The sequence below is a fragment of the Pseudomonas sp. UBA5568 genome, from assembly GCF_002425525.1.
Classification (GTDB): Bacteria; Pseudomonadota; Gammaproteobacteria; order Pseudomonadales; family Pseudomonadaceae; genus Aquipseudomonas; species Aquipseudomonas fulva.
In genome coordinates this window covers 26,113-52,638 of sequence record NZ_DIMK01000006.1, presented here as the reverse complement: position 1 = coordinate 52,638, position 26,526 = coordinate 26,113, and the positions used below count along the sequence as shown (strand labels likewise).

At 62.2% G+C, this 26,526-nt stretch carries 24 protein-coding genes; 12 read left to right on the top strand and 12 right to left on the bottom strand.

Annotated features, from left to right (window positions below; translation table 11 throughout):
* The first annotated feature begins 136 nt into the window (after window positions 1-136).
* Entirely contained in the window at window positions 137-1,669 is a 1,533-nt protein-coding gene (locus B2S33_RS02790; RefSeq protein ID WP_280076427.1) for a SulP family inorganic anion transporter, read from the top strand.
* A 53-nt stretch (window positions 1,670-1,722) separates the two neighbouring features.
* On the opposite strand, the gene B2S33_RS02785 is transcribed toward B2S33_RS02790, so the two are convergent.
* Window positions 1,723-2,364 (bottom strand): hypothetical protein, encoded by a 642-nt coding sequence (locus B2S33_RS02785; RefSeq protein WP_027913249.1) that lies wholly within the window; start codon window positions 2,362-2,364, stop codon window positions 1,723-1,725.
* 356 nt (window positions 2,365-2,720) lie between these two features.
* Between B2S33_RS02785 and B2S33_RS02780 the strand changes: the two genes are divergently transcribed.
* Window positions 2,721-3,353: an SCO family protein gene (locus B2S33_RS02780; protein WP_027913248.1), complete on the top strand. Its 633-nt coding sequence runs from the start codon at window positions 2,721-2,723 to the stop codon at window positions 3,351-3,353.
* 126 nt (window positions 3,354-3,479) lie between these two features.
* Here B2S33_RS02780 and B2S33_RS02775 read toward each other — a convergent pair whose 3' ends face one another.
* The 3 genes from B2S33_RS02775 to B2S33_RS02765 form a co-directional block, all read right to left on the bottom strand.
* Window positions 3,480-4,250: a MetQ/NlpA family ABC transporter substrate-binding protein gene (locus tag B2S33_RS02775; protein WP_288649781.1), complete on the bottom strand. Its 771-nt coding sequence runs from the start codon at window positions 4,248-4,250 to the stop codon at window positions 3,480-3,482.
* A 64-nt stretch (window positions 4,251-4,314) separates the two neighbouring features.
* A complete protein-coding gene (locus B2S33_RS02770) occupies window positions 4,315-4,986 on the bottom strand; it encodes a methionine ABC transporter permease (protein WP_027913246.1) in 672 nt (223 codons plus the stop codon).
* On the bottom strand, window positions 4,986-5,993 hold the full coding sequence (locus tag B2S33_RS02765) for a methionine ABC transporter ATP-binding protein (protein ID WP_027913245.1): 1,008 nt from the start codon (window positions 5,991-5,993) through the stop codon (window positions 4,986-4,988). The genes B2S33_RS02770 and B2S33_RS02765 overlap by 1 nt, the downstream gene beginning before the upstream one ends.
* Window positions 5,994-6,215: 222 nt before the next feature.
* On the opposite strand from B2S33_RS02765, the gene katE reads away from it, so the two are divergent.
* Complete coding sequence (katE, locus tag B2S33_RS02760; RefSeq protein WP_288649778.1) at window positions 6,216-8,351, top strand: catalase HPII; 2,136 nt, start codon at window positions 6,216-6,218, stop codon at window positions 8,349-8,351.
* Between the two features lie 45 nt (window positions 8,352-8,396).
* Here the strand turns inward: katE and B2S33_RS02755 are convergent, their stop codons facing one another.
* The 4 genes from B2S33_RS02755 to zur all read right to left on the bottom strand — a co-directional run bounded on the left by B2S33_RS02755 (window position 8,397) and on the right by zur (window position 11,260).
* A complete protein-coding gene (locus tag B2S33_RS02755) occupies window positions 8,397-9,104 on the bottom strand; it encodes a PA5502 family lipoprotein (RefSeq protein WP_197873890.1) in 708 nt (235 codons plus the stop codon).
* A 125-nt stretch (window positions 9,105-9,229) separates the two neighbouring features.
* Window positions 9,230-10,012: a zinc ABC transporter permease subunit ZnuB gene (gene znuB / locus B2S33_RS02750; RefSeq protein WP_027913242.1), complete on the bottom strand. Its 783-nt coding sequence runs from the start codon at window positions 10,010-10,012 to the stop codon at window positions 9,230-9,232.
* The gene (znuC, locus tag B2S33_RS02745) at window positions 10,005-10,778 is read right to left on the bottom strand and encodes a zinc ABC transporter ATP-binding protein ZnuC (RefSeq protein ID WP_288502534.1); all 774 of its coding nucleotides are present in this window, start codon (window positions 10,776-10,778) and stop codon (window positions 10,005-10,007) included. The genes znuB and znuC overlap by 8 nt, the downstream gene beginning before the upstream one ends.
* On the bottom strand, window positions 10,775-11,260 hold the full coding sequence (gene zur, locus B2S33_RS02740) for a zinc uptake transcriptional repressor Zur (protein ID WP_027913240.1): 486 nt from the start codon (window positions 11,258-11,260) through the stop codon (window positions 10,775-10,777). The genes znuC and zur overlap by 4 nt, the downstream gene beginning before the upstream one ends.
* Before the next feature lie 66 nt (window positions 11,261-11,326).
* On the opposite strand from zur, the gene B2S33_RS02735 reads away from it, so the two are divergent.
* Window positions 11,327-12,232: a zinc ABC transporter substrate-binding protein ZnuA gene (locus B2S33_RS02735; protein ID WP_027913239.1), complete on the top strand. Its 906-nt coding sequence runs from the start codon at window positions 11,327-11,329 to the stop codon at window positions 12,230-12,232.
* A 100-nt stretch (window positions 12,233-12,332) separates the two neighbouring features.
* Here B2S33_RS02735 and B2S33_RS02730 read toward each other — a convergent pair whose 3' ends face one another.
* Both B2S33_RS02730 and B2S33_RS02725 read right to left on the bottom strand, forming a co-directional pair.
* Window positions 12,333-13,283: a homoserine kinase gene (locus B2S33_RS02730; RefSeq protein ID WP_288649775.1), complete on the bottom strand. Its 951-nt coding sequence runs from the start codon at window positions 13,281-13,283 to the stop codon at window positions 12,333-12,335.
* Window positions 13,284-13,351: 68 nt separating this feature from the next.
* On the bottom strand, window positions 13,352-13,639 hold the full coding sequence (locus B2S33_RS02725) for a DUF2782 domain-containing protein (protein ID WP_027913237.1): 288 nt from the start codon (window positions 13,637-13,639) through the stop codon (window positions 13,352-13,354).
* A gap of 75 nt (window positions 13,640-13,714) precedes the next feature.
* Here B2S33_RS02725 and polA point away from each other — a divergent pair, with 75 nt between their 5' ends.
* Window positions 13,715-16,462 carry a DNA polymerase I gene (polA, locus tag B2S33_RS02720; RefSeq protein ID WP_181420215.1) on the top strand — a complete coding sequence of 916 codons (2,748 nt, stop codon included), beginning with the start codon at window positions 13,715-13,717 and terminating at the stop codon, window positions 16,460-16,462.
* A gap of 298 nt (window positions 16,463-16,760) precedes the next feature.
* Here the strand turns inward: polA and yihA are convergent, their stop codons facing one another.
* Window positions 16,761-17,393 carry a ribosome biogenesis GTP-binding protein YihA/YsxC gene (gene yihA, locus B2S33_RS02715; protein ID WP_027913235.1) on the bottom strand — a complete coding sequence of 211 codons (633 nt, stop codon included), beginning with the start codon at window positions 17,391-17,393 and terminating at the stop codon, window positions 16,761-16,763.
* 228 nt (window positions 17,394-17,621) lie between these two features.
* Here yihA and B2S33_RS02710 point away from each other — a divergent pair, with 228 nt between their 5' ends.
* The 7 genes from B2S33_RS02710 (at window position 17,622) to B2S33_RS02680 (ending at window position 24,737) form a co-directional block, all read left to right on the top strand.
* Window positions 17,622-17,894, top strand: a complete 273-nt coding sequence (locus tag B2S33_RS02710; protein ID WP_081783975.1) for a cytochrome c5 family protein — start codon at window positions 17,622-17,624, stop codon at window positions 17,892-17,894.
* Between the two features lie 31 nt (window positions 17,895-17,925).
* On the top strand, window positions 17,926-18,543 hold the full coding sequence (locus B2S33_RS02705) for a c-type cytochrome (RefSeq protein WP_028687761.1): 618 nt from the start codon (window positions 17,926-17,928) through the stop codon (window positions 18,541-18,543).
* Window positions 18,544-18,694: 151 nt separating this feature from the next.
* Window positions 18,695-19,327 (top strand): thiol:disulfide interchange protein DsbA, encoded by a 633-nt coding sequence (dsbA, locus tag B2S33_RS02700; protein WP_288502531.1) that lies wholly within the window; start codon window positions 18,695-18,697, stop codon window positions 19,325-19,327.
* A gap of 11 nt (window positions 19,328-19,338) precedes the next feature.
* Window positions 19,339-20,193: an endonuclease/exonuclease/phosphatase family protein gene (locus B2S33_RS02695; protein WP_027913232.1), complete on the top strand. Its 855-nt coding sequence runs from the start codon at window positions 19,339-19,341 to the stop codon at window positions 20,191-20,193.
* A gap of 95 nt (window positions 20,194-20,288) precedes the next feature.
* On the top strand, window positions 20,289-22,163 hold the full coding sequence (locus B2S33_RS02690) for a GGDEF domain-containing protein (RefSeq protein WP_288649771.1): 1,875 nt from the start codon (window positions 20,289-20,291) through the stop codon (window positions 22,161-22,163).
* 76 nt (window positions 22,164-22,239) lie between these two features.
* Window positions 22,240-23,028 carry an N-acetylmuramoyl-L-alanine amidase gene (locus B2S33_RS02685; protein ID WP_027913230.1) on the top strand — a complete coding sequence of 263 codons (789 nt, stop codon included), beginning with the start codon at window positions 22,240-22,242 and terminating at the stop codon, window positions 23,026-23,028.
* Between the two features lie 104 nt (window positions 23,029-23,132).
* A complete protein-coding gene (locus B2S33_RS02680; protein WP_125922567.1) occupies window positions 23,133-24,737 on the top strand; it encodes an EAL domain-containing protein in 1,605 nt (534 codons plus the stop codon).
* A 13-nt stretch (window positions 24,738-24,750) separates the two neighbouring features.
* Here B2S33_RS02680 and B2S33_RS02675 read toward each other — a convergent pair whose 3' ends face one another.
* Window positions 24,751-26,517, bottom strand: coding sequence for a KinB sensor domain-containing domain (locus tag B2S33_RS02675; protein WP_033694889.1), 1,767 nt, complete (start codon window positions 26,515-26,517; stop codon window positions 24,751-24,753).
* Window positions 26,518-26,526 lie beyond the last annotated feature (9 nt).

Sequence of the window (26,526 nt, the reverse complement as noted above, 5' to 3'; positions counted from 1 at the left end):
CGTGGCCGTCTGCTGCCCTGAATTCCCTGACTGGTGTGCCGGCTTCTGCGCTGGCGGCTTGCTGCCGCGCGCCTGTCGGGGCTAAACGTGCCCGCGGCCAGAGGAATGGCCGTGCGATAGAGAAAGGAGTAATACGGTGAACATTACACAGCTGAAAGCGGCCCTGCCGCGTGAGTTGCTGGCCTCGGTAGTGGTCTTTCTGGTGGCCCTGCCCTTGTGCATGGGCATTGCGATCGCCTCCGGTATGCCGCCGGCCAAGGGACTGATCACCGGTATCATCGGCGGCATTGTCGTCGGTTTTCTTGCCGGTTCCCCGTTGCAGGTCAGCGGACCGGCAGCTGGGCTGGCGGTGTTGGTCTTTGAGTTGGTGCGCCAGCACGGCATGGCCATGCTCGGGCCGATTCTGCTCCTGGCAGGGATACTGCAGTTGCTGGCCGGGCGCCTGCGCCTGGGCTGCTGGTTTCGAGTGACGGCGCCTGCGGTGGTGTACGGCATGCTGGCGGGTATCGGGGTACTGATCGTGCTGTCGCAGGTCCATGTGATGTTCGACACGGCGCCTCAGCCGTCGGGCATGCAGAACCTGCTGGCGTTCCCGGCAACCGTCGCTGGGGCATTGCCACTGGAAAGCGCAGGCATGGGTTGGCAGGCCGGTGCATTGGGGTTGGGTACCATGGTCATCATGTGGGGCTGGGAACGGTTGCGGCCACAGCGTTTGCGCTTCATTCCGGGGGCATTGCTGGGCGTGACAGCCATGACTGCCATCAGCCTGTGGCTGGCGCTGCCGGTGAACCGCGTGGAGGTACCGGCGGACTTGTCCGAGGCCATTGACTGGATTCGGCTCGATGACCTGATGAAACTGACCGACCCTAGCCTGCTGGTGGCTGCCTTCGCACTGGCATTCATCGCCAGCGCCGAAACCTTGTTGTCCGCCGCAGCGGTGGACCGCATGCACAGTGGCCAGCGCTCGAATTTCGACCGGGAACTCTCGGCCCAAGGCATCGGCAACATGCTGTGTGGCGTACTGGGCGCGCTGCCCATGACCGGCGTGATCGTGCGTAGCTCGGCCAACGTTCAGGCCGGCGCACAAACCCGGGCTTCGGCGATTCTGCATGGCGTGTGGCTGTTGGCGTTCGTGGTGGTGCTCAGCAGCATCTTGCAGCAGATCCCGATTGCAAGCCTGGCCGGGGTGCTGGTGTTTACCGGGATAAAACTGGTCGATCTCAAAGCCTTCCGGGGCCTTGGACGCTATGGCCGGATGCCGATGTTCACCTATGCGGCCACCGCCTTGGCGATCATCTTCACCGACCTGCTCACGGGCGTCTTGCTGGGCTTTGCCCTGACGTTGCTCAAGCTCGCCTTCAAGGCAGCACGCCTGAAGATCAACCTGGTGGACCTGCCCAAGGCCGGGCACATGGAACTTCGCCTGAGCGGCGCGGCCACCTTCCTCAAGGTGCCGGCGCTGACCAAGGTGCTCGACGGCGTACCGGCCGGCACCACCTTGCATGTGCCGCTGGGCAACCTCAGTTACATCGACCACGCCTGCCTGGAATTGCTCGAAGACTGGAGCCGCAGCAATGCAGCCAATGGCTCCAAGCTTCGCGTCGAGCACAAGCGCTTGAAACGGCGGGTAGAGGGACGGTTACGTACCACGTCCGGCGTCGGCGCCTGACAGCGGGCCGTGGCCCAGGCCGGCCATCGCAAGAACAGCCAGCCTGGCCCTGCTCAGGCTGGCTGGCCGAGCTCCACGCCCAGCTGACGTGACAAGCAAGGCCAACGTTTCCAGGCGGCGCCGGTTTCAGGGCTGCTCAGCTTCTCGCGGTAGGCCTCTACGGATTCGGCGGCGAAGCTCTCGTCGTCGAGCATTTCATCGACCGAATGGTGCACCACTTCGTCGAGCTGATTGGCGAACGCCTCGCCGATCAGCTGGTGAGCGATCAGGTTGGCAACGGTGGTATCGACGGGGATGAGCGGCTGCTGGAAGTGCCGGATGTACAGGTCGTTCACCTCCTCCACCAGGCGATGGGCCAGATAGGCCTCATCCAACAGGCAGTCCAGGCCGACATGCCCTTGCATCACGCTGGGCGGCTGCAGGAAGTAAGCCTCGGCAATTTTCAGCACCGGCGTGATCTGCGATTCGATGCCGGCTTCACGCGCCACCTCATGAGCCGCTTCGAGCAGTTCCGGCACTTGATCGATGTAGGCACCCACAAAGCGCGCCAGCGTGTCCTGAGCACCCTGCTCCGGCAGTTGAATGGACGGGTGCAGGTGCGGCAGTTGCAGCGCGAGACGTTTTTTCAGCTGGCCGGTCTGGCCTTCATGTTGATGGGCTTGATTCACCTGCTCGCGTACAGCAGCGATGTTCATGACAACTCCAAGGACAAAACATTTCAAACGGAAGACACTAACTTAGCTGGATATTCAATTAAGTTAAGATCCATTTGTTATAAACGGATCCAATCCCTGTGGCATCCAGCATATATGGCGTTCCCTGGCTGACGGTTTTCCTTCAATTACACCGGTTTAGAGCCTTGAGGCGGCGGATGAAGTTCATTTCATGAAGAGCCTCGCCCACCGTGCTGATCCTTCCGGGCAGCCTGAAAAGGCCAGTGCAGGCCGTGGCGCCGAGCCGCATGCGCAGCATGTCGGCATCGCGTACCCTACTGCCTACCTTGTGCGCTGTTCGTCACAGCGATCGTCGACCTCAACCTGTTACCGAGCCCATGACCCGAACCCAGAAAGCCGTCTTCATCATCGCTGCCCTGATCGTTGTGATCATGGGCCTGATCCTCAACAATGTGCTCAACGCCAAACGCGCCCCGAGCGCCACCGAGCTTATCGATGCTGGCATCATCCTGCTGCCGCAAAGCCGGACGGTGGCTGGGGTGACCATGACCAACCAGGATGGCCAGCCGGTGCAGCTGGACCAGCTGAAAGGCAAGTGGTCGCTGCTGTTCTTCGGCTATACCTACTGCCCGGACATCTGCCCCACCACGTTGGCGCAGCTGCGGCAGGTAAAGAGTGAACTGCCCAAGCAGGCGCTGGACCGCTTGCAGGTGGTATTGGTGAGCGTGGACCCCAACCGCGACACGCCGAACCAGCTCAAGCAGTACCTGGGTTATTTCGACAAGGATTTCATGGGGCTGGCCGGTTCCGTGGAAGACACTCAGAAGCTGGCCAATGCGCTCAGCATTCCCTTCATCCCAGCCGATACCAGCAAGCCCGGTTACACCGTGGACCACAGCGGCAACCTGGCCATCGTCGGCCCGGACGGCCGTCAGCGTGGCTTCATTCGTGCGCCGTTCGACAGCCAGAAATTGGTGGCCCGCCTACCTGGTCTGGTCCAGGGCGACTGAGCATCGCTCAGGGCCCTGCGCGGGCCCTGGTCTCTGGGGCGATAGCACAGGCGCATTGCCCCCGTGCTTGCGTCACGCGCCAGTAGCAACCTCACCCTGGGTCGCCAGGCGACCCAGGGCGCAGGCTCAGAACGCGGGTACTACAGCGCCTTTGTACTTCTCGGTGATGAACTGCTTCACCTCAGGCGAATGCAGGGCGGCTGCCAGCTTCTTCATGTCCTCGCTGTCCTTGTTGTCCGGACGCGCGACGAGGATGTTCACGTAAGGCGAATCGCTGCCCTCGATGGCCAGCGCATCCTTTTCCGGGTTCAGCTTGGCTTCCAGTGCATAGTTGGTGTTGATCAGGGCGGCATCGACCTGGGTCAGCACGCGCGGGATGGTGGCCGCTTCAAGTTCGCGGAACTTGACGTTCTTCGGGTTCTCGGCAACGTCTTTCACGGTGGAGAGGATGTTGGTGTTGTCCTTGAGCTTGATGACACCAGCCTTGTCCAGCAGCAGCAGAGCACGGCCACCGTTGGTGGCATCGTTGGGGATGACTACGGTGGCGCCGGACGGGAGTTCGTTGAGCTGCTTGATCTTGGTGGAGTAAACGCCCAGCGGCTCGATGTGCACGCCAGTCACGCTCACCAAGTCAGTGCCCTTGGCCTTGTTGAACTCATCGAGGTAAGGCTGGTGCTGGAAGAAGTTGGCGTCCAGACGCTTTTCCGCCACCTGTACGTTTGGCTGAACGTAGTCGGTGAATTCCTTCACCTTCAGCTCCACCCCTTGCTTGGCCAGCAGCGGCTTGACCACGTTGAGAATCTCGGCATGCGGCACCGGCGTAGCGGCGACGGTGAGGGTATCGGCCTGGGCCGAGAAGGCCGCGATGGCGGCAGCGACAGCAAGCAGCTTCTTCATTGATCACTCCTTGTGAGGGCCGCGACGGCCCCCGAACGGGTCGGTCGAGCCGACCCCATTGGGGTTACTTACGGGAAAAATGCACAACCAGCCGGTCGCCGACACTTTGCAGGACCTGCACCAGCACCAGCAGCAGCACCACGGTCACGACCATGACGTCGGTCTGGAAGCGCTGGTAGCCGAAACGAATCGCCAGGTCCCCCAGGCCACCGGCACCCACGACACCGGCCATGGCGGTATAGGAAACCAACGTGATGGCCGTGACGGTGATCGCGGCGAAGATCCCTGGCCGGGCCTCAGGCAACAGCGCGCTGGTGATGATCTGGCGCGTGGTGGCGCCCATCGACTGGGTAGCTTCGATGATGCCGCGGTCCACTTCGCGCAGGGCGGTTTCGACCAGACGTGCAAAGAACGGGGTAGCACCCACCACCAGCGGCGGGATCGCACCTGCCACGCCTAGCGATGTACCCGTGATCAGCACGGTGATAGGGATCATTACGATCAGCAGGATGATGAACGGCAGCGAGCGCAGGATGTTGACCACCAGCGACAGCAACGCGTACACGCCCTTTTGTTCGAACATTTGCCGCGGGCCGCACAGGAACAACAGCACACCGAGTGGCAGGCCGAGCAGTACGGTGAAGAACAGCGAGCCGAACAGCATGATCATGGTATCGACGGTTGCCAGCCAGATTTCGGCCCAGTCGACGTTAGCGAAGAAACTCAGGGCGTCCATCAACGCAATACCTCCATATGAACATCAGCAGCCTTGAAGCAGGCAAAGGCCGCTTCCATGTCGCCGCCGATCAGGGCAAGCGTGAGCTGGCCGTAGGGGACGTCCTTGATGCGATCGATACGCCCGGCAAGGATGCTGTAGTCGACGCCGGTTTCACGGGCGACGGTGCCCAGCAGCGGTGCATAGGTCGCGTCACCCTGGAAGGTCAGTCGCACGATGCGGCCTGGCACATGGGCGAAATCGTCGCGCTGCTCGCCTTCGTCGACTTGCTCGTCTTCCTGCACGAAACGTTTGGTGGTGGGGTGCTGCGGATGGAGGAACACGTCCGCCACCGAGCCCTGCTCGACGATCTGGCCGGCGTCCATTACTGCCACCCGGTCGCAGACACGGCGGATCACGTCCATTTCATGGGTGATCAGCACAATGGTGAGCTTCAGCTCACGGTTGATCTCGGCCAGCAGCTGCAGTACCGAGGCGGTGGTCTGCGGGTCCAGGGCGCTGGTTGCTTCGTCACACAGCAGAATCTTCGGGTTGGTGGACAAAGCACGGGCAATGCCGACGCGCTGCTTTTGACCGCCCGACAACTGCGCAGGGTACTTGCGCGCATGGTCCGACAGACCGACCCTGGCCAGAAGCTCGACCACGCGTTTGTCGATCTCGGCGCGCGACAATTGGCCAGCGAGGGTGAGTGGCAGGGCGACATTGTCGGCGACGGTCTTGGACGCCAGCAGGTTGAAATGCTGGAAAATCATGCCGACCTGCTGGCGAAAGCCGCGCAATTGGGTGGCATTGAACGCGGTCACTTCTTCACCGTCGACGATGATCTTGCCGCCGGAAGGCTCTTCCAGGCGGTTGATCAGGCGCAGCATGGTGCTCTTGCCGGCCCCGGAGTGGCCGATCAGGCCAAACACCTGGCCATCCTCGATCGTCAGGGTCGTCGGATTCAGGGCGGGAATTTCTCTACCGGCAACGCGGTAAGTTTTGTGTACCTGTTGGAACTCGATCACGTAGCGAACCTTGTGGGGCGCATGGAAATTGATTCAGCGGTGGGCTGGGGGCCGCATTTTAGCCTTTTATAACCGCTGTTCTTAGCATTTATTTTGCCTCTGACCAATCAGAACGCTATATGGCGACAGCTGGTCATCCCGATGGAACGCTCGCTCTTGTGCCCGGGTCACTAACTGGACAAGCCCGATCGGGCGCCCGAAGACTGATGAGGAAAGCCAACCATGCCCAGCAAGAACAAGGATGCGCCGAAGCACAGCGAGGCCGCAGGTACTCAGACCCCGGATCGGGCCAATACCAATGCCAAGTTGCAGAGCCTGGAAGCAGACCGCAGCGATGCCACCGGGCAGGCGCTGCGCACCAACCAGGGTGTGCGCATTTCGGACAACCAGAACACCTTGAAGGCCGGCGACCGCGGCCCCTCGCTGCTTGAAGACTTCATCATGCGCGAGAAAATCACCCATTTTGACCATGAGCGCATCCCGGAGCGGATCGTCCATGCACGAGGCACCGGTGCCCATGGTTATTTCCAGAGCTATGGCTGCCACGCCGAACTGACCAAGGCCGGTTTCCTGCAAGATCCGGAGAAGATCACCCCGGTATTTGTGCGCTTTTCCACCGTTCAGGGGCCGCGCGGCTCCGGTGACACGGTGCGCGACGTGCGCGGCTTTGCCGTGAAGTTCTATACCGATGAAGGCAACTTCGACCTGGTCGGCAACAACATGCCGGTGTTCTTTATCCAGGACGCCATCAAGTTCCCGGACTTCGTACACGCCGTCAAGCCCGAGCCGCATAACGAGATCCCCACCGGCGGTTCGGCCCACGACACCTTCTGGGACTTTGTCTCGTTGGTGCCTGAATCGGCGCACATGGTCGTCTGGGCCATGTCGGACCGCGCCATCCCACGCAGCCTGCGCATGATGGAAGGCTTCGGCGTGCACACCTTCCGTCTGGTCAACGCCGTAGGCATGGCCCACTTCGTCAAGTTCCACTGGAAGCCCAGCGAGGGCGTGCATTCCGTGCTGTGGGACGAGGCGCAGAAACTGGCGGGCAAGGACACCGACTACCACCGTCGTGACCTGTGGGAAGCCATCGAAACCGGCGACTACCCGGAATGGGAACTCGGCGTGCAGATCGTGCCTGAGGCCGACGAGCACAAGTTCGACTTCGACCTACTGGACCCGACCAAGATCATCCCTGAAGAGCTGGTCCCGGTCACCCCGCTGGGCAAGATGGTGCTCAATCGCAACCCGGACAACTTCTTCTCCGAGGTCGAGCAGATCGCTTTCTGCCCAGGCCACATCGTGCCGGGCATCGACTTCACCAATGACCCGTTGCTGCAGGGTCGCCTGTTCTCCTACACCGATACTCAGATCAGCCGCCTGGGTGGCCCGAACTTCCACCAGATCCCGATCAATCGCCCGGTTGCCCCGAACCACAACAACCAGCGCGATGCGATGCACCAGCATATCGTGCACAAAGGCCGCGCCGCCTACGAGCCCAACTCCATCGACGGCGGCTGGCCGAAGGAAACCCCGCCCGGCCCACGCGACGGCGGTTTCGAGACGTATCAGGAGCGCGTCGATGCGCACAAGATTCGCCAGCGCAGCGACTCGTTCGGTGATCACTTCTCCCAGGCGCGCCTGTTCTTCCAGAGCATGAGCCCGACCGAGCAGCAGCACATCATCAAGGCCTACAGCTTCGAATTGGGCAAGGTTGAGCGTGAGCACATCCGTGCACGCCAGGTGAATGAGATTCTCGCCAACATCGACCTGAAGCTGGCAGCAGCCGTGGCGGAAAACCTGGGCCTGCCAGCCCCTAAAGCCGGCACCGTCAAGGTCAAGGGCAGCCAGCTGGCCGAATCGCCAGCCTTGAGCCAGATGAACCATCCGGGCAAGGTCGGGATCAAGGGTCGCAAGATCGCTGTACTGATCGCCAACGGCGTGGATGCCGCCAGCGTCGACAAGATGGTCAAGGCCCTGGAGGCGCAGAGCGCTCGCCCCATGCTGCTGGGCCCGACCTCGGCGCCTGTGAAGGCCGCCGACGGTACGCAACTGCCGGTAGATGCCTCCATGGAAGGCATGCCGTCGATCATGTTCGATGGCATCGTTGTACCCGCTGGCAAGGCGTCCACCGATGCCATGGCGGCCAGTGGTCTGGCCAAGCACTTCCTGCTTGAGGGCTACAAGCATCTCAAGGCGATGGTGCTGACCCAGGAACTGCTTGCAACGTTGGGCCTGAAGGAAGACAAGGGTCTGCTGACCGGCGACGACCAGAAGGCCATGGACGCGTTCGTCAAGGCAGTGGAAGGGCATCGCGTATGGGAGCGTGAAGCGGCTGCCGAAGCGGTTCCTGCTTAAACCCTCCGCGTGTCAGGGGCTGCATTGCAGCCCCTATCCACGGGCCTAGCGCTGGTGGGGGACCAGCACCACCTGAGCGGGCAACGCGCGCTGGATGTCGTGCTTTTGTTTCAGGTCGAAGGTGCTGTCGATCTTGCGAACACGCTTGGCCAGCAATGTCTTCAGCCACGGCGCATCCGCGCTGCGTGGCACCTGGAACACCACATCGCAACCATAATTGACCACGTCGGCGGCGATGTCATCGAGCTGCTGGCGCATGGCTTGGATGTCGGTGGTTTCCAACGCAATCACTGTACTGGGCGCACTGGGGTCGATCACTCGAGCCCTTGGCTTGGCTTCGGCAGCCTTGAGTGCGGCTTCGGCCTTGGCCAGCTCGGCCTTGCGCGCTTGTGAAACGGCATCACCGCCAGTGACCGCCGGTGCCTGTGGCATCAGCGCACGCGCACGCGCCAGGGCTGTGACCGCCGCATTCACGTCACCTTTTTGCAGCATGATCTGGCTGCGTTGCAGATAGGCTTCGGCCAGCTCGCGCTGGTATTGCTCGACGCGGCCGTCGCCAGGCGACTGCGCTTGCAAAGAGACCAGTTGGTCTTCTGCGGTGGCCAGCTCGTTGCTGGCGATATTTTGTTGCAACTGCTGCCATGCATCAGGCTGGGCAGGCGCGCTGGCCTGTTCGACCGGTGCATGGGAGCACGCGGCAAGGAACAGGGAAAATACGCCAACAAGCAGACAACGGGAGGCAAACGGCTTCATTCCTGCGGCTCTCTATTTGCGCAAAAAGCGAGCAAGTCTACACCCAGGTGCGCACGCTCGAAAACTGGTCTTACAGACCCTTTACTCCGCCGAAGGTTGCAAGACCGGGCTTGGAAGCCTGTCGCTCACCGTTTGGGTAGGGCCAGACTCAGCAAGAATAGCACCGCAGCGCACACCACAATGGATGGACCGGCAGGCGTGTCCTTGAACCATGACAAGGCCAGCCCGCCGCAGACCGCTACCACGCCTATGACGCTGGCGCCTACGGCCATCTGCTCCGGAGAGCGCGCATGCCGTTGGGCGGCTGCCGCCGGAATGATCAGCAAAGAGGTGATCAGCAAGACGCCGACGATCTTCATGGCTACCGCGATGACCACGGCGATGAGCAGCATCAGCGCCATGCGCAACGCTGCAACCGGTAGCCCTTCGACCGTTGCCAGTTCTTCGTGGACGGTGACGGCGAGCAAGGGGCGCCACAAGACGGCGATCAGTACGAGTACCAGGGCGCTGCCGCCCAAAATCCAGGCAAGATCGGTCGGGCTGATGGCCAGCAGATCCCCGAACAGGTAAGCCATCAGGTCGATGCGCACGTCGTGCATGAAGCTCAGCACCACCAGGCCCAAGGACAAGGTACTGGGTGCCAGGATACCGAGCAGCGTGTCGGATGCCAGAGGCTGGCGTTGCTGCAAGGTCACCAGCAGAATCGCCAGCAACAGGCAGCCCACGGTGACGGCCAATGTGGGGCTGACATCCAGCACGAAGCCTAGGGCCACACCCAGCAAAGCAGCATGGGACAGGGTGTCGCCAAAGTAGGCCATGCGCCGCCAGACGACGAACGAGCCAAGGGGGCCAGCTACCAGCGCGAGGGAAAGACCAGCGAGCAGGGCGTAGAGAAGAAAATCAGCCATGCTTGCAGTGCGCTCCGTGAACATGGGGGGCTGGGGCGACCACAGAACCGTGCAGGTCGTGACTGTGGTCATGATGATGGTGATAAATGGCCAGGCTGGGTGCGGTCTGGCCGAACAGTTCGACGAATGCCGGGTCACCGCTGACCTGTTCGGGATGACCGGAGCAGCACACATGGCGGTTCAGGCACACCACCTGATCGGTCGCACTCATGACCAGGTGCAGGTCGTGGGAAACCATCAATACGCCGCAACCCAGGCGGTCGCGCAGTCGGGTGATGAGGTTGTACAGCTCCGTCTGCCCTACCACGTCAACACCTTGCACCGGCTCGTCCAGCACCAGCAACTGCGGCTCTCGCAGCAGCGCACGGGCCAGCAGCACACGCTGCATTTCACCCCCGGACACAGTCTGGATGGGACTGTCGATCACGTGCTCGGCGCCGACCTCCTGAAGCGCCGACAGGGCCGCTGCGCGATCCACGCCAGGTACCAGGCGCAGAAAGCGCAGCACCGACAACGGCAGCGTGGCGTCGACCTGGATTTTTTGCGGCATGTAGCCAATGCGCAGCCGGGGTTTGCGCCATACCGAGCCGCGGTGTGGCTTGAGTAGCCCCAGCACGGCGCGGACCAGCGTGGTCTTGCCCGCTCCATTGGGCCCGATCAGGGTGACGATCTGGCCGGGTGCGACTGCCAAGTCGATGCTGTCGAGCACGGCATCCCCGCCATAGGTGACGCCAACCTGCTCCAGGCGGATCAGCGCGTCGCTCATGCCGCGTCCTTGCAGTTGCTGCACACGCCCACGACCTCGACGGTCTGGTTCTCGACCGTGAAACCTACATGCCTGGCGCTGCCGACGATGGCATCGCTGATACTCGCCTGCTCCAGCTCAATGGCGATATGGCACAGTCGGCAAATGAGAAACTGCCCCTGGTGCGTATGCTCGGGATGGCTACAACCGATAAAGGCGTTGAGCGAAGCGATGCGGTGCACGAGACCGTTTTCCAGAAGGAAGTCCAGCGCGCGGTACACCGTTGGCGGCGCCGCGCGACGGCCATCCTGTTCGCTCAGCACCGCCAGGATGTCGTAGGCGCCCAACGGTTTGTGGCTCTGCCACACCAGCTCCAGTACCCGGCGGCGCAGCGCCGTCAGGCGCAGCCCTTGACGAGCGCACAGAGCGTCGGCTTCAGCCAGGGCGCTGTGCACGCAATGGGAATGGTCATGAGGACGGGTGGCCAGCGGCGTAATGGACATGGGCAGCGACGATTCTGGATAGAGACGTTATTATGTTACCTGTTTCTGACGATTCGAGTACCTACTGTGGCCCGATTCCTTACCCTGTTTGTCGCTTTCATCGCATTTTCCGCCCACGCTGACGTGCATGTGCTGACCAGCATCAAGCCTCTGCAACAGATCGCCGCTGCTGTGCAGGAAGGCGTCGGCAGCCCTGAAGTGCTGTTGCCGCCGGGTGCCTCGCCTCACCATTACGCACTGCGTCCCTCGGACGTGCGCAGGGTCGCGGAGGCGGATTTGCTGTACTGGATAGGCCCGGACATGGAGGGCTTTTTGCCCAAGGTGCTGACCAGCCGCAGCAAGACGACCGTCGCGGTACAGTCGCTGCCGGGCATGAAGCTGCGTCACTTTGGCGAGGACAGCCATTCCCACGACGAAGACCACGACGACCATGACCATGATCACCGCCCAGGCAGCCTGGATGCGCACTTGTGGTTGTCTTCGGTGAACGCCCGGGTGATCGCCGGGAAAATGGCCGCCGATCTCGCCAGCGTGGACCCTGCCAATGCCGACCGCTACACGCGTAACCTGGCGACCTTCACCCAGCGCCTGGACGCGCTCGACACCCGCATCAAGGCTCGGGTGGCGGGTGTGGCAGGCAAGCCTTACTTCGTGTTCCACGAGGCCTTCGATTATTTCGAGGCAGAGTATGGCCTCAAGCATACCGGCGTGTTCAGCGTGGCGTCCGAAGTGCAGCCCGGCGCTCAGCACGTGGCCGCCATGCGTAAGCGGCTGCAGGAAGTGGGCAAGACTTGCGTCTTCAGCGAGCCGCCCTTGCGCCCCCGGCTGGCCGAAACCCTGACAGCCGGTCTGCCGGTGCGCCTGGCCGAGCTCGATGCGCTGGGTGGCACCGATCCGGTGGATGCGCAAGGCTACGAGCGATTGCTCGACAAGCTAGGGGGCGACTTGGCGAGCTGCCTGGAGCAGCTGTAAAGGTACGCTGCGGCTGCATATCTGGGTTGGGCGCCCGGGGCAGCGCCTGATGCCTTCTGCCCCATGGGCAGGCGCACAGGGCCTGCCGCCAGGGTTTGGATCAGAGGGCGAACGGCAGCTTCACGGCCACCTGCTGGCGCTGCGCCAGGCGCACCTCGAACTCGCTTGGGTCGTGGATCATCACATCCATGCCAGCAAAGGACTCTGCCGCGATCAAGCGAGACAGCCAGAACCGCACGCAGGCAACGCGCAACATCTGTGGCCAGAATTCGGCTTCGGCTGCTGTGAACGGCCGTAATGCGGCGTAGGCGGCAAGCAAGGCCTGGGCGCGCGGTACATCGATGCCGGCCTGCGCATCCAGGCACCAGTCGTTCAGGGTAATGGCAATGTCATACAGCATCGGCCCCGAGCAGGCGTTGTAGAAGTCGATGACTCCGGACAGATGGGTGCCTTCGAACATCACGTTGTCGCGGAACAGGTCGGCATGCAGGTTCGCCCGGGGCAGTGCCAGGATCTGCGCCTGATGGGCGGCGATTTCATCCAGCGCCGGTTGCAGCAGGCTGGCCTGCTCGGCGTTCAGGCGCGGCAGCAGTTCGGCCCCGGCGGCCAGCATCCACTCAAGGCCTCGGTCCGTGCGGCGCTCGATGATGTGTTCACGGGTGGCCAGGTGAATGTGTGCGAGCAGTTCACCGACCTGGGCACAATGCTGGGCATTGGGCGCCTTGATGTGTTTGCCCGAGAGCCTGGGTTGCAGCAACGCCGGTTTGCCGCACAGTTCGCGCAGGCCATGGCCGTCACGGTCACGAATGGCGTAGGGCACTGGCATCCGGGCCGTGTGCAGGGTATCGAGCAGCTCGATGAAGAACGGCATGTCCTCGCTGGGCCCACGCTCGATCAGCGTCAGCACGAACTCCCCCTGTTCGAGGCTGACGAAGAAGTTGCTGTTCTCGGTGCCGGCGGCGATACCCTGGAAATCGAGCAGGCGACCCAGCTCATAAGGTGCCAGAAAGGTTTCCAGCTCAGGCCGGGTCACGGGGGTGAAGACTGACATGATGAAAGATTGCCCATGCAGGCACTTCTGGCCGAAGTGCCGGGTTGATGTGAACGGTGCGCGTCAGATTACCACTCGAAGATCTTCCAGGACGGAATCAGCATGTCCGGCTGGTCGGAACGAATGAAATTGCCATCGGAGCCATCGGCGCGTACCAGAAAGTAAGGCTTGCCATGTTTGGGCGTGATCTTGATCGCATACAGGAAGCCGTTTTGGCGATATTCCTGGATGGTCTTGTCGCCTTCCGTGCGAATGGTCACCTCGGGATCGGCCGAGGGCGCGTCATCCGCCGCCAAGGTAACGACGGGCAGACCTGCCATCAGGCAGAGCAGTAACAGGCGATTGAGTGTACGCATGATAACCTAGTCCCTTTGTCGTCAATGATTCTGGCTATTCTAGCGCCGGACCCGTCGAAAAGGTTGATTCTGCTCATGAGCCAAGCGCCCCTCGTCCTCGTGGACGGTTCCTCCTACCTTTATCGCGCCTTCCATGCCTTGCCCCCGCTGACCACGTCCAAGGGCATGCCAACCGGTGCGGTGAAGGGTGTGCTCAACATGCTCAAGAGCCTGCGCAGGCAGTACCCGGACAGCTTGTTCGCTGTGGTGTTCGACGCCAAGGGCGGCACGTTCCGCGACACTCTGTTCGCCGACTACAAGGCCAACCGCCCCAGCATGCCTGACGATCTGCGGGTGCAGATCGAGCCGCTGCATGCCAGCGTCAAGGCCATGGGCTACCCACTGTTGTGCGTCGAAGGGGTCGAAGCTGACGATGTCATCGGTACCTTGGCACGCAGCAGCGCGGCGCTGGACCGGCCGGTCATCATTTCCACCGGCGACAAGGACATGGCGCAGCTGGTCGACGGGCACATTACCCTGGTCAACACCATGACCGGTAGCGTGCTGGACGTGGCTGGCGTGCACGAGAAATTCGGGGTCGGCCCCGAGCACATCATCGACTTCCTGGCGCTGATGGGCGACAAGGTAGACAACATTCCAGGTGTGCCAGGTGTGGGTGAAAAGACCGCCGTCGGGCTGTTGACCGGGATCGGCGGGGGGCTCAGCGACCTGTACGCGAACCTGGACAAGGTGCCTGCGCTGCCTATTCGAGGCGCCAAGAGCCTGCCCGCCAAGCTTGAAGAACACCGTGAAGCGGCTTTCATGTCGTACGAGCTGGCCACCATCAAGATCGATGTGCCGCTGGACATCGAAGTCGATGCGCTGGTGTGCGGCGAACCAGACCGCGAGGCGCTGCTGGCGCTGTATACCGAAATGGAGTTCAAGAGCTGGATTGCCGACCTGCAGCGCGATGCGGCTCGGGAAGGGGACCAGTTGCCCCCGGTAGAGGCCCCGGCGGCCATGGTCGAGGCCCGCTATGAAACCATCCTTGACCAGGACCGCTTCGACGCCTGGCTCGAGAAGCTGCGCCAGGCACCGCTGTTCGCGTTCGATACCGAAACCACCGGCCTCGATGCGCAGCGCGCCCAGCTGGTAGGGATTTCCTTCGCCGTCGAGCCCCATGAAGCGGCCTACGTCCCCTTGATGCACGACTACGAAGGCGCCCCTGCCCAGTTGGACCGTGAGGCCGTTCTGCTCGCGCTCAAGCCCTTGTTGGAGGACCCGGCAAAAGCCAAGGTAGGCCAGAACGCCAAGTACGACATCAACATCCTTGCCAATGGTTCTCCCGCGATCCAGGTGCAGGGGGTGGCCTATGACACCATGCTCGAATCGTACGTGTTCAACTCGACCGGCACGCGGCACGACATGGACAGCCTGGCGCAAAAGTACCTTGGGCATACCACCATTGCGTTCGAGGACATTGCAGGCAAAGGTGCCAAGCAGCTGACCTTCAACCAGATCCTTCTGGACAAGGCCGGCCCCTACGCGGCCGAAGATGCCGACATCACCCTGCGCCTGCACCAGGCATTGCAGGCGCACATGGCCAAGACCCCCAGTGTGCAGCCGGTGCTCACGGACATCGAAATGCCGCTGGTGCCGGTGCTGGCCAAGATCGAGCGCCAGGGCGCGTTGGTCGATGCGGCGCTGTTGCACGTCCAGAGCGGCGAGCTGGGTGTGAAGATGGCCGAGCTGGAACAGCGGGCCTTCGAACTGGCTGGTGAGGAATTCAACCTGGGTTCGCCCAAGCAGCTGGGCGCGATCCTGTACGACAAGCTGGGCATGCCGGTGATCAGCAAGACGGCCAAGGGCCAGCCATCGACGGCAGAAGCTGTGCTGGACGAGCTGGCCGAGCAAGGGTACCCACTGCCTGAAGTGCTGATGCAGTACCGCAGCCTGAGCAAGCTCAAGAGCACCTACACCGACAAGCTGCCGGGGCAGATCAACCCTCGCACGGGGCGAATCCACACGTCGTACCAGCAGGCAGTGGCGGCCACGGGCCGGTTGTCGTCCAGTGACCCGAACCTGCAGAACATTCCGATCCGCACGGCCGAAGGCCGGCGAATCCGCCAGGCCTTCATCGCAAGCCCTGGCTACAAGCTGCTGGCCGCCGACTATTCCCAGATCGAGCTGCGCATCATGGCGCACCTGGCCAAGGACGAAGGCTTGCTGCACGCGTTCCAGAACGATCTGGACGTGCACCGGGCGACGGCGGCCGAAGTATTCGGCGTTGCGCTCGAACAGGTCACCCATGACCAGCGGCGCAGCGCCAAGGCGATCAACTTCGGGCTGATCTACGGCATGAGCGCCTTTGGTCTCGCCAAGCAGATCGGGGTGGACCGCAAGCAGTCCCAGGATTACATCGATCGTTACTTCACACGCTATCCAGGGGTGTTGGCCTACATGGAGCGTACCCGTGCCCAGGCCGCAGAGCAGGGGTTCGTGGAAACCCTGTTCGGTCGCCGGCTCTACCTGCCTGATATCAACGCCAAGAACCCAGCCTTGCGCCGGGGAGCCGAGCGCACGGCGATCAACGCGCCGATGCAGGGTACGGCTGCCGACATCATCAAGCGCGCCATGGTCAATGTGGACAACTGGCTGACCGAAAGCGCACTGGATGCGCGGGTGATCCTGCAGGTGCACGACGAACTTGTTCTTGAGGTGCGCGAAGACCTCGTGGATCTGGTGAAAGATGAAATTCGAAAGCACATGAGTCAGGCGGCGCAACTGGACGTGCCGTTGCTGGTCGAGGCCGGTGTGGGCGCAAACTGGGACGAAGCCCACTGATTGCGCGGGCCAAGGGGCGTTGTGGTGCGGTTTGCCGTCACAGTCGCCCTGGCCTGTCACAACCGGTTTCATGAAACTGTCGCAAATAGTTCCAGGCCCCAGGAACTAAAGCAGTGAACTGCAACTCAGAGTACCTGAATGGCTGGTGAAGCCGTTCGATGCTCCTATGTTGTGTTAAGTGTTGGCAGATATCCGGACCCCGCCCTAGCGGTCCGGGCTTGGACCCCGAACTTCCCCCTCCCCATACGAAGTCCGGGGTTTTTTTTGCCTGAAATTTGCCTGGCGCGGGCCTTGGCCCTCAGGCGACAGGCTTGTCTTCGAGCTCCATCCAGTCGGCCAGCACGCGGTAGGCGTCTTCAAGGCCCAGGCGCTTGGGGGCCGAGAACAGTTGGATGGTCACGCCTTCGCCCCAGCCTTTCCTGATCTCCGATTGCACCTTGAGCAAGGTGTTCTTGGCGGCGCCATGGGTGAGCTTGTCGGCCTTGGTCAGCAAGATATGCATGGGCATGCCGCTGGCCTTGGCCCAATCGAGCATCATCTTGTCGAAATCCGTCATCGGGTGGCGGACATCCATCATCAGGATCACGCCACGCAGGCATTCGCGGCTGCCCAGGTAAGCTTCCAGGTGGCGCTGCCAGTGCTGCTTGAGGGGGATGGGCACCTTGGCGTAGCCGTAGCCCGGTAAGTCGACCAGGCGGCGTTCGTCATCCAGGCTGAAGAAGTTCAGCAACTGGGTGCGGCCGGGCGTTTTCGAGGTGCGGGCCAGGCTGGCGTGGGTCAGCGTATTCAGCGCGCTGGATTTACCGGCGTTGGAGCGGCCGGCGAAGGCCACCTCGTAACCCTGGTCGTCCGGGCATTGTTCGACCTTGGCAGCGCTGAGGGCGAATTTGGCTTTCTGGCACAGGCCGAGGATGGGGTTCTTGACTTGCATGGGATATCCGATGTGGTGATGCCAGCCCCCTGTTGAGCGGGGCCTGGCAAGCGGTGTCGTTTCCGTTTGGGTGGCGGAAGTATATAATGCCCCAGTTTTTGTGTGCTCTTTCTCCCGGCTTTGGGGAACGAGCATGGGGTGTCGAACATGAGCTTGCGCATTAGAACGCAGCGCGGCCCCCAACCCTGAACGTCATGGCGCAATACGCAATGGCCGCTTGCTGTCGGTCTGTTCCTGCCGGTTTTCAGCGCACAGGCTACACAGGATTCCGAGGTGTTGTACAACCGCGTGTGCGCGGCGGGTACAGCGAACGCCTGCTCCATGAGCCCAGAGGGGCGATCGGGCAACCTGATTCCTGATCTGGCGCAATGCATGAATATCTCGGCACGGCACAATGCTCAGGGTTTCAAGGCTATGCCGCCGCGTGGATTGTGCATGGACTGCAGTGCCGAGGACTACCGTCTGGTCATCCTTTGGATGAATGGCAGTCCCGATACATAACATTTCACCCCTAGCCGTGTTGGATTAGCTGATGAACAAACTAGTCGTGAGTCTGCTGTTGAGCCTAGGTGTCGCAGGTGCGGCCACTGCTGCGCAGCCCGTCAAAGGCGATGCCGCCGCAGGTCAGGCCAAGACGGCCGTCTGCGGGGCCTGCCACAACCCAGATGGCAATAGCCTGGCACCGAACTTCCCCAAGCTGGCAGGTCAAGGCCAGCGCTACCTCGAAAAACAAATGCACGATATCAAGTCCGGCAAACGCGTCGTGCTGGAAATGACCGGTATGCTCGCCGGCTTCAACGACCAGGACCTGGCCGATATCGCGGCATATTTTGCCAGCCAGAAAGGCAGCGTGGGCGCGGCCGACCCTACGCTGGTCGAGCGCGGGCGTGCGCTGTTCAACGGTGGCGACCTGGACAAGGGCATGCCGGCCTGCACGGGCTGCCACTCGCCTGACGGGGCGGGTATCGCACTGGCCGGGTTCCCTCACCTGAGCGGGCAGCATGCCCAGTACGTGAGCAAGCAGCTGACGGACTTCCGTGAAGGCAATCGCACCAACGATGGGGATGCCATGACCATGCGCACCATCGCCGGGAAGCTCAGTAACCATGACATTGAAGCATTGGCCAGCTACATCCAGGGCCTGCATTAATGCCCGGTTAATGTTGAAAGCCAAAGATGAAAGGGCGGCGCGGCTGCCCTTTTTTTCGTCCGCAGCCGTTACACTACAGAACTAGAGCCCTTCCCGGCCTGTCTCAATCCAGGTCGTGCCGTGGCGACCCATGACTGCTCAGGAGTAAAGCATGCGTAAACTGATTCTCAGCGCTGCGCTGGTCGCTGCCAGCGTACTTGGTATGACTTCCGTTCAGGCCGCAGAGCCTGTAGCCGGCAAGGAGTATGTCGAGCTGAGCAACCCGGTTCCGGTTTCCGTGCCTGGCAAGATCGAAGTGGTCGAGTTGTTCTGGTATGGCTGCCCGCATTGCTATCACTTCGAGCCTGTCATCAACCCGTGGGTCGACAAGCTGCCCGAGGACGTCAACTTCAAGCGTGTGCCGGCCATGTTCGGTGGCCCTTGGGATGCCCATGGCCAGATGTTCCTGACTCTGGAAGCGATGGGCGTCGAGCACAAGGTGCACGCGGCGGTATTCGACGCCATCCAGAACCAGCACAAGCGCCTGACGGATCCAAAAGACATGGCCGATTTCCTGGCAACGCAGGGGGTGGACAAGGACAAGTTCCTGGCCACCTACAACTCTTTCGCCATCAAGGGCCAGGTCAACCAGGCGAAAGAACTGGCCGAGAAGTATAAAATCACTGGCGTTCCCAGCATGGTGGTCAACGGTAAGTACCGCTTCGACCTGGGCACCGCTGGCGGACCAGAGGGCGTCCTCAACGTGGCCGACCAGCTGATCGACAAGGAGCGCGCTGCCAAATAGGCAGCGCACCCATGCCTCGCCTACGGGTCACGCGCGGCGTTGCCCTGCCCCAGCCGCAGGTCAACGAGCATCACCTGCAAGCCCCCGGCTTGCCAGAAGATGGTCGTCTGCGGCTGCTCAGCTTCAACATCCAGGTGGGCATTAGTACCGAGCGCTATCGGCATTACCTGACGCGCAGCTGGCAGCACCTGCTGCCGCACACTGGCCGAGCCAGCAACTTGCAGAAAATCGGTAAGTTGCTTGGGGACTTCGACCTGGTGGCCCTGCAAGAGGCGGATGGGGGCAGCTTGCGCTCGGGCTATGTCAATCAGGTCGAGCATCTGGCCCAACTGGGTGCCTTCCCCTACTGGTACCAACAGCTCAATCGCAACCTTGGGCGCTTCGCTCAGCACAGTAATGGTGTACTCAGTCGCTTGAAGCCTCACCAACTCGAGGATCACCCACTGCCTGGCCCAGCAGGGCGCGGGGCTATCCTGGTGCGCTTCGGCGAGGGTGAGGATGCGCTGATCGTGGTCATGATGCACTTGGCCCTGGGCGCCAAGACCCGCGCACTGCAACTGGCCTACATCCGCGAACTGATCGGCGGGTATCGCCATCAGGTGTTGATGGGGGACATGAACACCCATGCTACCGACCTGCTCGAGCATTCACCGTTGCGCGACCTTGGCCTGATTGCGCCTCAGGTGGAGGCCACCTTCCCCAGCTGGCGACCACAGCGCTGCCTGGACCATATCCTGCTCAGCCCGAGCCTTACCCTGGAAAGGGTCGAGGTGCTGGCCCAGCCGATTTCCGACCATCTTCCTGTGGCCGTCGAGATCCGATTGCCTGATGCATTGACTGTGGATACGCTGCCGGCCTTGAGCTGAATCAACTGACGCCTCGTTTGCCCTCAAGTGTCCCGGGCACGCGCCGACAGTGTGTATCAGACAGCCCCAGTTGTATCACCCGTGCGGACACAGGCATGACCGAAGAAGCCGAGCGCTGGAAAGAAAAATACCTGATAAGCATTGAGCAACAGGAGAAGCTCGAACGTCGCTGGGAGGCGCGCCTGGACTTGCTGCGCCAAGGCCTGGTTCGCAGTACGTTGGCCGCTGAGGGCAGCGACAAGGTCGTCGACCAGTGCATGAAGGAAATGCGCGAGGTCATTCGCAGTGACAACATGGATGCCGGGCTTGCCGGCCTTATCCCCCGTCTTGAAAAAGCGGTACTGGAGTCTGAGCAGCGCCGCGAAACCCGCATGAACCAAGTGGGCGATGCGCTGACGGCACTGGTCGATCAGTTGCAAGGCCTGCCGTTGACCAGCGATGTCTCCAGGCCGTTGAAGAAGCTTGCCAAGCGGCTGGAGGCCGGTGTCACCCAGTCTCGCGATCTGCCGCCGCTGCTGGGGGAACTCAGTGGGCTGCAAGGGCGTGCGCTGGCCGCGCTGGACAGGCCCGAAGCCAGTTCGCGGGGCGGCTTTTTGCAGCGGTTGTTCAAAGGTCGCGATGACCTGGCGCCTGTCGAGGCCGCCAGCGAGCAGGCGCCGGGCCTCGTCCCTGCTGCCTCGCAGCCCCTGGTTCAGGAAGCGTCCATTGTCCCTCAGCACGATGGGCATGAGGACAGCGATGCGTCCCCGTCACTGATCGAGTCTGAACAAATGTCGGGTGGCGAGCCGCCGCCCGTGCCCCCGGCACCTGGTCCGGCAATGGACGTGCCATTGCAAAGTGGGGGTGAGGATGATTCGACCCCTTTGGCTGATGTCCCGTTGTCTGACCAAGAGGCCTATGCCCTGCCCTACGCAGTCGAGCCGCCATACAGCCAGGTGGCCGCCCATATCGAGCAGACGCTGCTCGGTCTGCTGGATGACCTGAGCCTGCCGGACCGCCACAAGGCGCAGGCGCAGGCGATGCGCGAACGGGTGGCGCGCGGCATGAACTGGTACGAGTTGATTCCGATGCTGGATGATCTTGCCGTGTTGTTGCTGGCGATCACCGACAGCGGCCAGCATGAGTTCGAAACCTATCTGCAATTGCTCAATGAGCGGCTCGAGGGTTTCCACGGCCACTTGCAGGCCGCCAGCGCAGGTCACGCCGACAACAGCAGTGCGGCACGCGAACTGGATACGCAATTGCGTGAGCAGGTGGACGGGCTGCAAACCGACATGCAAGGCGCCGCAGACGTATCGAGCTTGAAGCACCTGCTCGAAAGCCGGCTCGAAGGCTTGCTGATGACGATGGACCAGCACCAGCACGAGCGCGATCGCCGCGAGCAGGCGCTGGCTGGGCGTCTGCAGGGGCTGTCCGAGCGCGTGGCCAGCATGGAGCAGGAAGCGCTGGGTTACCGTGAGCACCTGGAGGAGCAGCGGCAGAAGGCGTTGCTCGACCCACTGACCGGCTTGCCCAATCGTGCGGCCTGGAGCGAGCAAATCGAGCGCGAGATGCAGCGCTGGCAGGAAAACGGCGGCGACTTGGCCATGGCGATTCTGGACCTGGATCATTTCAAGCAGATCAACGACGGCTATGGGCATCTGGCCGGTGATAAGGTACTGAAGATCGTGGCCGATCAGTTGCGCAAACGGCTGCGGGGCCAGGATTTCATTGCCCGCTTCGGGGGCGAGGAGTTCGTGCTGCTGCTGCCCGACACCTCGCCGGCAGACGCGTTACAGGTCGTCGAAACGATGCGCCTTGCCGTAGAGGCCTGCCCGTTTCACTTCAAGGGGGAGCGGGTGGTGGTATCCACGTCCATCGGGCTGAGCGCGTTCAGGCCTGGCGAGGTGGCCGATCAGGTGCTCAAGCGTGCCGACGCAGCGCTTTACCGTGCCAAGCAACGGGGGCGCAACTGCGTGGAGCAGCACTGACCGAGCGCCTGGCAAGGGCGAGCGCAGATGCGGGGAGAGCGTTATACTGTAGCGCTCATTCGCTGAGGCCACTGCCGTGCTTTCCACGCTGAAAAAATCACTGATCACCCTGCTGCTGCTGACTGTCGCCGGTTGCTCCACGGGCTTGCGCATCGACCGCAGCCACCCGTCAGCCAACCAAGACAACCGCATTCAGTTCGTGGTGCTGCACTATACCAATGCCTCACTGGAGCGCTCGTTGGCGTTGCTGACCCATGGCGAGGTCAGCAGCCACTACCTGATCGGTGATGGCCCCGCAACTGTCTACCAATTGGTGGATGAAAGCAGGCGGGCCTGGCACGCTGGCGACAGCCAGTGGCAAGGCAGAACCTGGTTGAATTCATCGTCCATCGGTATCGAGATCGTCAACGCTGGCTTTACCGATACGCCTGCCGGGCGGGTATGGCACCCCTACAGCGAAGCGCAGATCCAGTCGCTGATCGCGCTGCTCAAGGATATCGTCAAGCGTAATGGCATCGAGCCTCGGCACATCATTGGCCATAGCGACATCGCCCCACTGCGCAAGCAGGACCCCGGCCCGCTGTTCCCGTGGAAACGTTTGGCCGACGCCGGCCTGGGTGTGTGGCCTGACGCCTCTAGCGTGGCTCGCCAGCAGGCCTACTTCGAGGTCAATCCTCCTACGGTTGGATGGTACCAGCAGGCGCTTGCCCGATTTGGCTACGCCATCGAGCAGACGGGCGTGCTCGATGTCCAGACTCGGCACGTGATCGCGGCGTTCCAGATGCGCTTCCGACCTCAACGCTTCGACGGCCAGCCCGATGCGCAGACGGCCGCCATGCTCGAGGTGCTCAACCGCATGCGGTAAAGCGTTGACGGCTGCCGTTTGGTCCTCGCGCAAGCGAAGCGCTAAACGGCAAAGGTAATTGTCCATTGAGTTGCTATACCTTGGTAATCAACTGGATGCCTTCGATGCCTGATCGCCTAGCGGCCTTGCGCCAATTTTTCTACCGCCCCTGGATGCTTGCCGCTTTGGCGGCAATCGCCAGTGCCGCCCTATTGCTAACCGCCAGCATCGCCATTGCGTTGCAGCAGATGAAGCAAAGTGAAAGCGAACAGATGAATGCTCAGGGCGAGCGTTTTCTGGAACGACTGGAACAGGTATTCGGGCAGTTGCGCGAAGGTGTGGACTTATTGGAGACGCAACCTTTGCGTGGCTGCGGCCCCGCCATGCTGACGGCCTTGCAGCAGATCGGGTTGAGTTCACGGTTCATTTACGAGGCGGCCTATGTCGACGGTAATGTTGCCTGCTCGAACCGAGGTGACGAGCGGGCTTTCGTGCCGCTGCGCCCGCCAGACATCAAGGGGCCGGTCTACAGCTACTGGCTCAACACCACCACCGAGCCCGACGAAAACCTTGCCGCCCTGATGTTGGGGCGTGGCCGGTTTCTGGTGTCCACGTCCCGTGGGCATCTGACCGATGTAGTGGATTTGCCTCCGGGCGGGAGCTTGTTGGTCGTGCTGGACAACGGTGCTCGGGCGATCCCGGTGCTGGGCCCGCCCCAGGTGTGGCCACCGCCTTCTGTGTGGTCGACCAGTCACAAAACGTTGCTGGAGTTCAGCGATCGTCTCATCTATCGCATGCCCACCAAGTCTCCTGATTACCAGTTGGTTCTGATCGCACCACGCGCAAGTCTCCCCCTGCGCATGAATGGCGCCCTGTGGCTGCTCTTTCCAGGCAGCGTACTGGGAGCTTGTTGCATTGGCTGGCTGGTCCTGCAATTGGCTCAACAGCGACGCTCCATGAGCTCGGAGCTTCAGCAAGCGCTGAGTCGTGGCCAGCTGCAAGTGCTCTACCAGCCGATTTTCGAGCTCGACAGCAGGCGCTGTGTCGGCGCCGAGGCATTGGTGCGCTGGCGTCGGCCCGATGGCAGCCTGACCAGCCCTGAGCTGTTCATCCCGCTGGCCGAGAATACCGGGCAGATCCGTGAAATCACCGACTTCGTCCTGCGACGCGTCCTCGAGCAACTCGGCCCTTTGTTGCGCTCAAGGCCCACGCTCTACATCTCGGTGAACCTGGCGGCGTGCGACGTGATGGTTCCGCGTGTTGGGGAGGTGGCGGCGCGCCTGCTGGCGCTGCATCGGGTGGCCCCGAGGCAGATCGCCTTCGAGGTGACCGAACGGGGCCTGATCGATGTGGTGGTGGCGCGCGAAAACCTGGAAGCGTTGCGCGCCGAGGGCCATCAAGTGCTGATCGACGATTTCGGCACGGGCTACTGCAGCCTGGCCTACCTTCAGACCTTGCCCGTGGATTGCCTGAAAATCGACAAGGCATTCATCGATGCGCTGGGCCACGATGCCGCCAGCAGCGGCGTGGCGCCCCATATCATCCGCATGGCCCACGACCTGCATCTACGGGTGATCGCCGAAGGTATCGAGCGTGAGGACCAGGCGCTGCTGCTGCTTGGCGAAGGGGTGAAGTACGGCCAGGGCTGGCTGTTCGCCAAGGCCCTGACGGCCCGGCAGTTTGCCGAGCTGGTCACGCGGGATAAGTTGCCACGGGGCAGACAGGCCTGACAGGCCTTGAGCGTCAGACCGGCAGGGCCAGGTAGAACTGGGTACCTTCACCTGGTCGCGAGAAGACGCCCATGCGCCCACCGTGCAACTGCACGATTTCCTTGCACAGGGCCAGTCCCAGGCCGGCCCCGCCCTTCTTGCGGCCTACTTGCACGAACGGCTCGAAGATGCGGCCCTGCTGACCATAGGCGATACCCTCGCCCGTGTCCTCGACACTGATGATCACGCGTTCGGCATGGCGGCGCGCATGCAGGCGGATGCGCCCGCCCTGGGGGGTGTGCCTGACCGCATTGTGCAGCAGGTTGTCCAGCACGCGGTCGAGCTGAGCAACGTCAGCCTGGATGCGCGGCAGTGGCGGTTCCAGGGCCAAGACCAGTTCGATCTGCTTCTGGCCCGCCTGATCGGCGAAGCGCAATTGCGCCCGCTCCAGCAATTCATCGATGGCACAGGGCGCCAGCTCGAGCTTTTGCAGACCGCTTTGATAGCGGCTGAAGTTGAGCAGGTCGTTGATCAACTGGGTCAGGCGTTGCATTTCTTCGCCGATGGTTTCCAGCAGATCGTATTCACGCGCTTCCTCGGGAAACTTGACCCGTTCGCGCAGCAAGCCGAACGCCATGTGCATACCGGTGACAGGCGTACGCAGCTCGTGGGAGGCGCGTAGCACGAACTCGCTGCGCACCCGCTCGAAGGCACGCTGTTCGGTCACATCGTGCAGCACCATCACGGCGCCCAGGATCGGGCCCTGAGGATGGCTGACGGGCGTCAAGCTATAGGTCAGCAGACGCGTTTCCTCGTCAACGTCGATGTGAAGGTCGTCCGGTTGACGGTCCAGACTGCCGCCGCGTAGCACCTGGCACAGTTGCTGTTCCAGTTCAGGTCGTTCCAGGGCTTCGGCCAGGCTGCTGCCAACGCGGCTGTCGTTCCAGCCCAGTTGGCGTTGAGCAACCGGGTTCAAGTGCTCGAGCAAGCCCTGTCGGTCGATGATCAGCAGGCCATCATCGATACTGTCGAGCACGGCTTGCAGGCGCTGCTGCCCGGCGAGCAATTCGTCGACATTGGTGGCCTGGTGCTTGCGCAGGGCGTCGGCCATGATCCCGAAGCGACGCGTGAGCTGGTTCAGTTCGCTGGCTTGAGTGATCGGGAGTGTGACATCGAAATTGCCCTTGCCCAGCTGATCGGCTGCCTTGGCCAGGGCCTCGATGGGCTGGCCGAATCGGCGGGCAATGTTGTGGGCCGTGATGAAGCCCAAAACCAGGACCACCAGGCCCATCAGGCCCAGCACGCCGCCTACCAACAGGGCGCGGGCACGGCTTTGTTCTTCGCTGCGAGCGATGTTGGCCAGCGCTTGTTTGTGGGAATCGATCAGGTCAGTACGCACTTGATTGAATGCGGCGCCCAGTGGCTGGTCCACGGCCAGGCTGCGCGAGGGCGCCGGGGTGGCGTGGTAAGCCTCGAGAAATGCCTGGTAGTGGTCGCGGGCTTCGCTGAACCCTGGCCGCTGGCCACCGTCGGCCAGGCCTTGGTCGAGCAGGCGTTGGAAGTCGTCTTGCAGCGTTTGCAACTGACCTGGAGCCGTGTCCGTATCCAGCAGCAGGATAAGCTGCTCACCCAGGTTCTGGCGTAGCTTTAGCCCTACATCCAGCGAGTGGTTGGTGTCTCGAACCAGCGCCTGCTGGGCCGAAGCCATCTGCAGGACACTGACCAGGCCGAGTAGCAACCCCAACAGGGCGACCGTGACCAGCGCCGAGATGCTGAGAAAGAGCCGCGTGCGCAGCTTCATGGTCGGCCA

Excerpts from the sequence above, each read along its gene's own strand:
- B2S33_RS02770 (WP_027913246.1), bottom strand. The coding sequence starts at position 4,986 with ATGGACGCCCTGAGTTTCTTCGCTAACGTCGACTGGGCCGAAATCTGG.
- dsbA (WP_288502531.1), top strand. The coding sequence starts at position 18,695 with ATGCGTAAACTGATTCTCAGCGCTGCGCTGGTCGCTGCCAGCGTACTT.
- zur (WP_027913240.1), bottom strand. The coding sequence starts at position 11,260 with ATGTCCATTACGCCGCTGGCCACCCGTCCTCATGACCATTCCCATTGC.
- B2S33_RS02785 (WP_027913249.1), bottom strand. The coding sequence starts at position 2,364 with ATGAACATCGCTGCTGTACGCGAGCAGGTGAATCAAGCCCATCAACAT.
- B2S33_RS02730 (WP_288649775.1), bottom strand. The coding sequence starts at position 13,283 with ATGTCAGTCTTCACCCCCGTGACCCGGCCTGAGCTGGAAACCTTTCTG.
- polA (WP_181420215.1), top strand. The coding sequence starts at position 13,715 with ATGAGCCAAGCGCCCCTCGTCCTCGTGGACGGTTCCTCCTACCTTTAT.
- B2S33_RS02755 (WP_197873890.1), bottom strand. The coding sequence starts at position 9,104 with ATGAAGCCGTTTGCCTCCCGTTGTCTGCTTGTTGGCGTATTTTCCCTG.
- B2S33_RS02725 (WP_027913237.1), bottom strand. The coding sequence starts at position 13,639 with ATGCGTACACTCAATCGCCTGTTACTGCTCTGCCTGATGGCAGGTCTG.
- znuB (WP_027913242.1), bottom strand. The coding sequence starts at position 10,012 with ATGGCTGATTTTCTTCTCTACGCCCTGCTCGCTGGTCTTTCCCTCGCG.
- B2S33_RS02775 (WP_288649781.1), bottom strand. The coding sequence starts at position 4,250 with ATGAAGAAGCTGCTTGCTGTCGCTGCCGCCATCGCGGCCTTCTCGGCC.
- B2S33_RS02680 (WP_125922567.1), top strand. The coding sequence starts at position 23,133 with ATGCCTGATCGCCTAGCGGCCTTGCGCCAATTTTTCTACCGCCCCTGG.
- B2S33_RS02690 (WP_288649771.1), top strand. The coding sequence starts at position 20,289 with ATGACCGAAGAAGCCGAGCGCTGGAAAGAAAAATACCTGATAAGCATT.
- B2S33_RS02675 (WP_033694889.1), bottom strand. The coding sequence starts at position 26,517 with ATGAAGCTGCGCACGCGGCTCTTTCTCAGCATCTCGGCGCTGGTCACG.
- katE (WP_288649778.1), top strand. The coding sequence starts at position 6,216 with ATGCCCAGCAAGAACAAGGATGCGCCGAAGCACAGCGAGGCCGCAGGT.
- yihA (WP_027913235.1), bottom strand. The coding sequence starts at position 17,393 with ATGCAAGTCAAGAACCCCATCCTCGGCCTGTGCCAGAAAGCCAAATTC.
- znuC (WP_288502534.1), bottom strand. The coding sequence starts at position 10,778 with ATGAGCGACGCGCTGATCCGCCTGGAGCAGGTTGGCGTCACCTATGGC.
- B2S33_RS02705 (WP_028687761.1), top strand. The coding sequence starts at position 17,926 with ATGAACAAACTAGTCGTGAGTCTGCTGTTGAGCCTAGGTGTCGCAGGT.
- B2S33_RS02695 (WP_027913232.1), top strand. The coding sequence starts at position 19,339 with ATGCCTCGCCTACGGGTCACGCGCGGCGTTGCCCTGCCCCAGCCGCAG.
- B2S33_RS02780 (WP_027913248.1), top strand. The coding sequence starts at position 2,721 with ATGACCCGAACCCAGAAAGCCGTCTTCATCATCGCTGCCCTGATCGTT.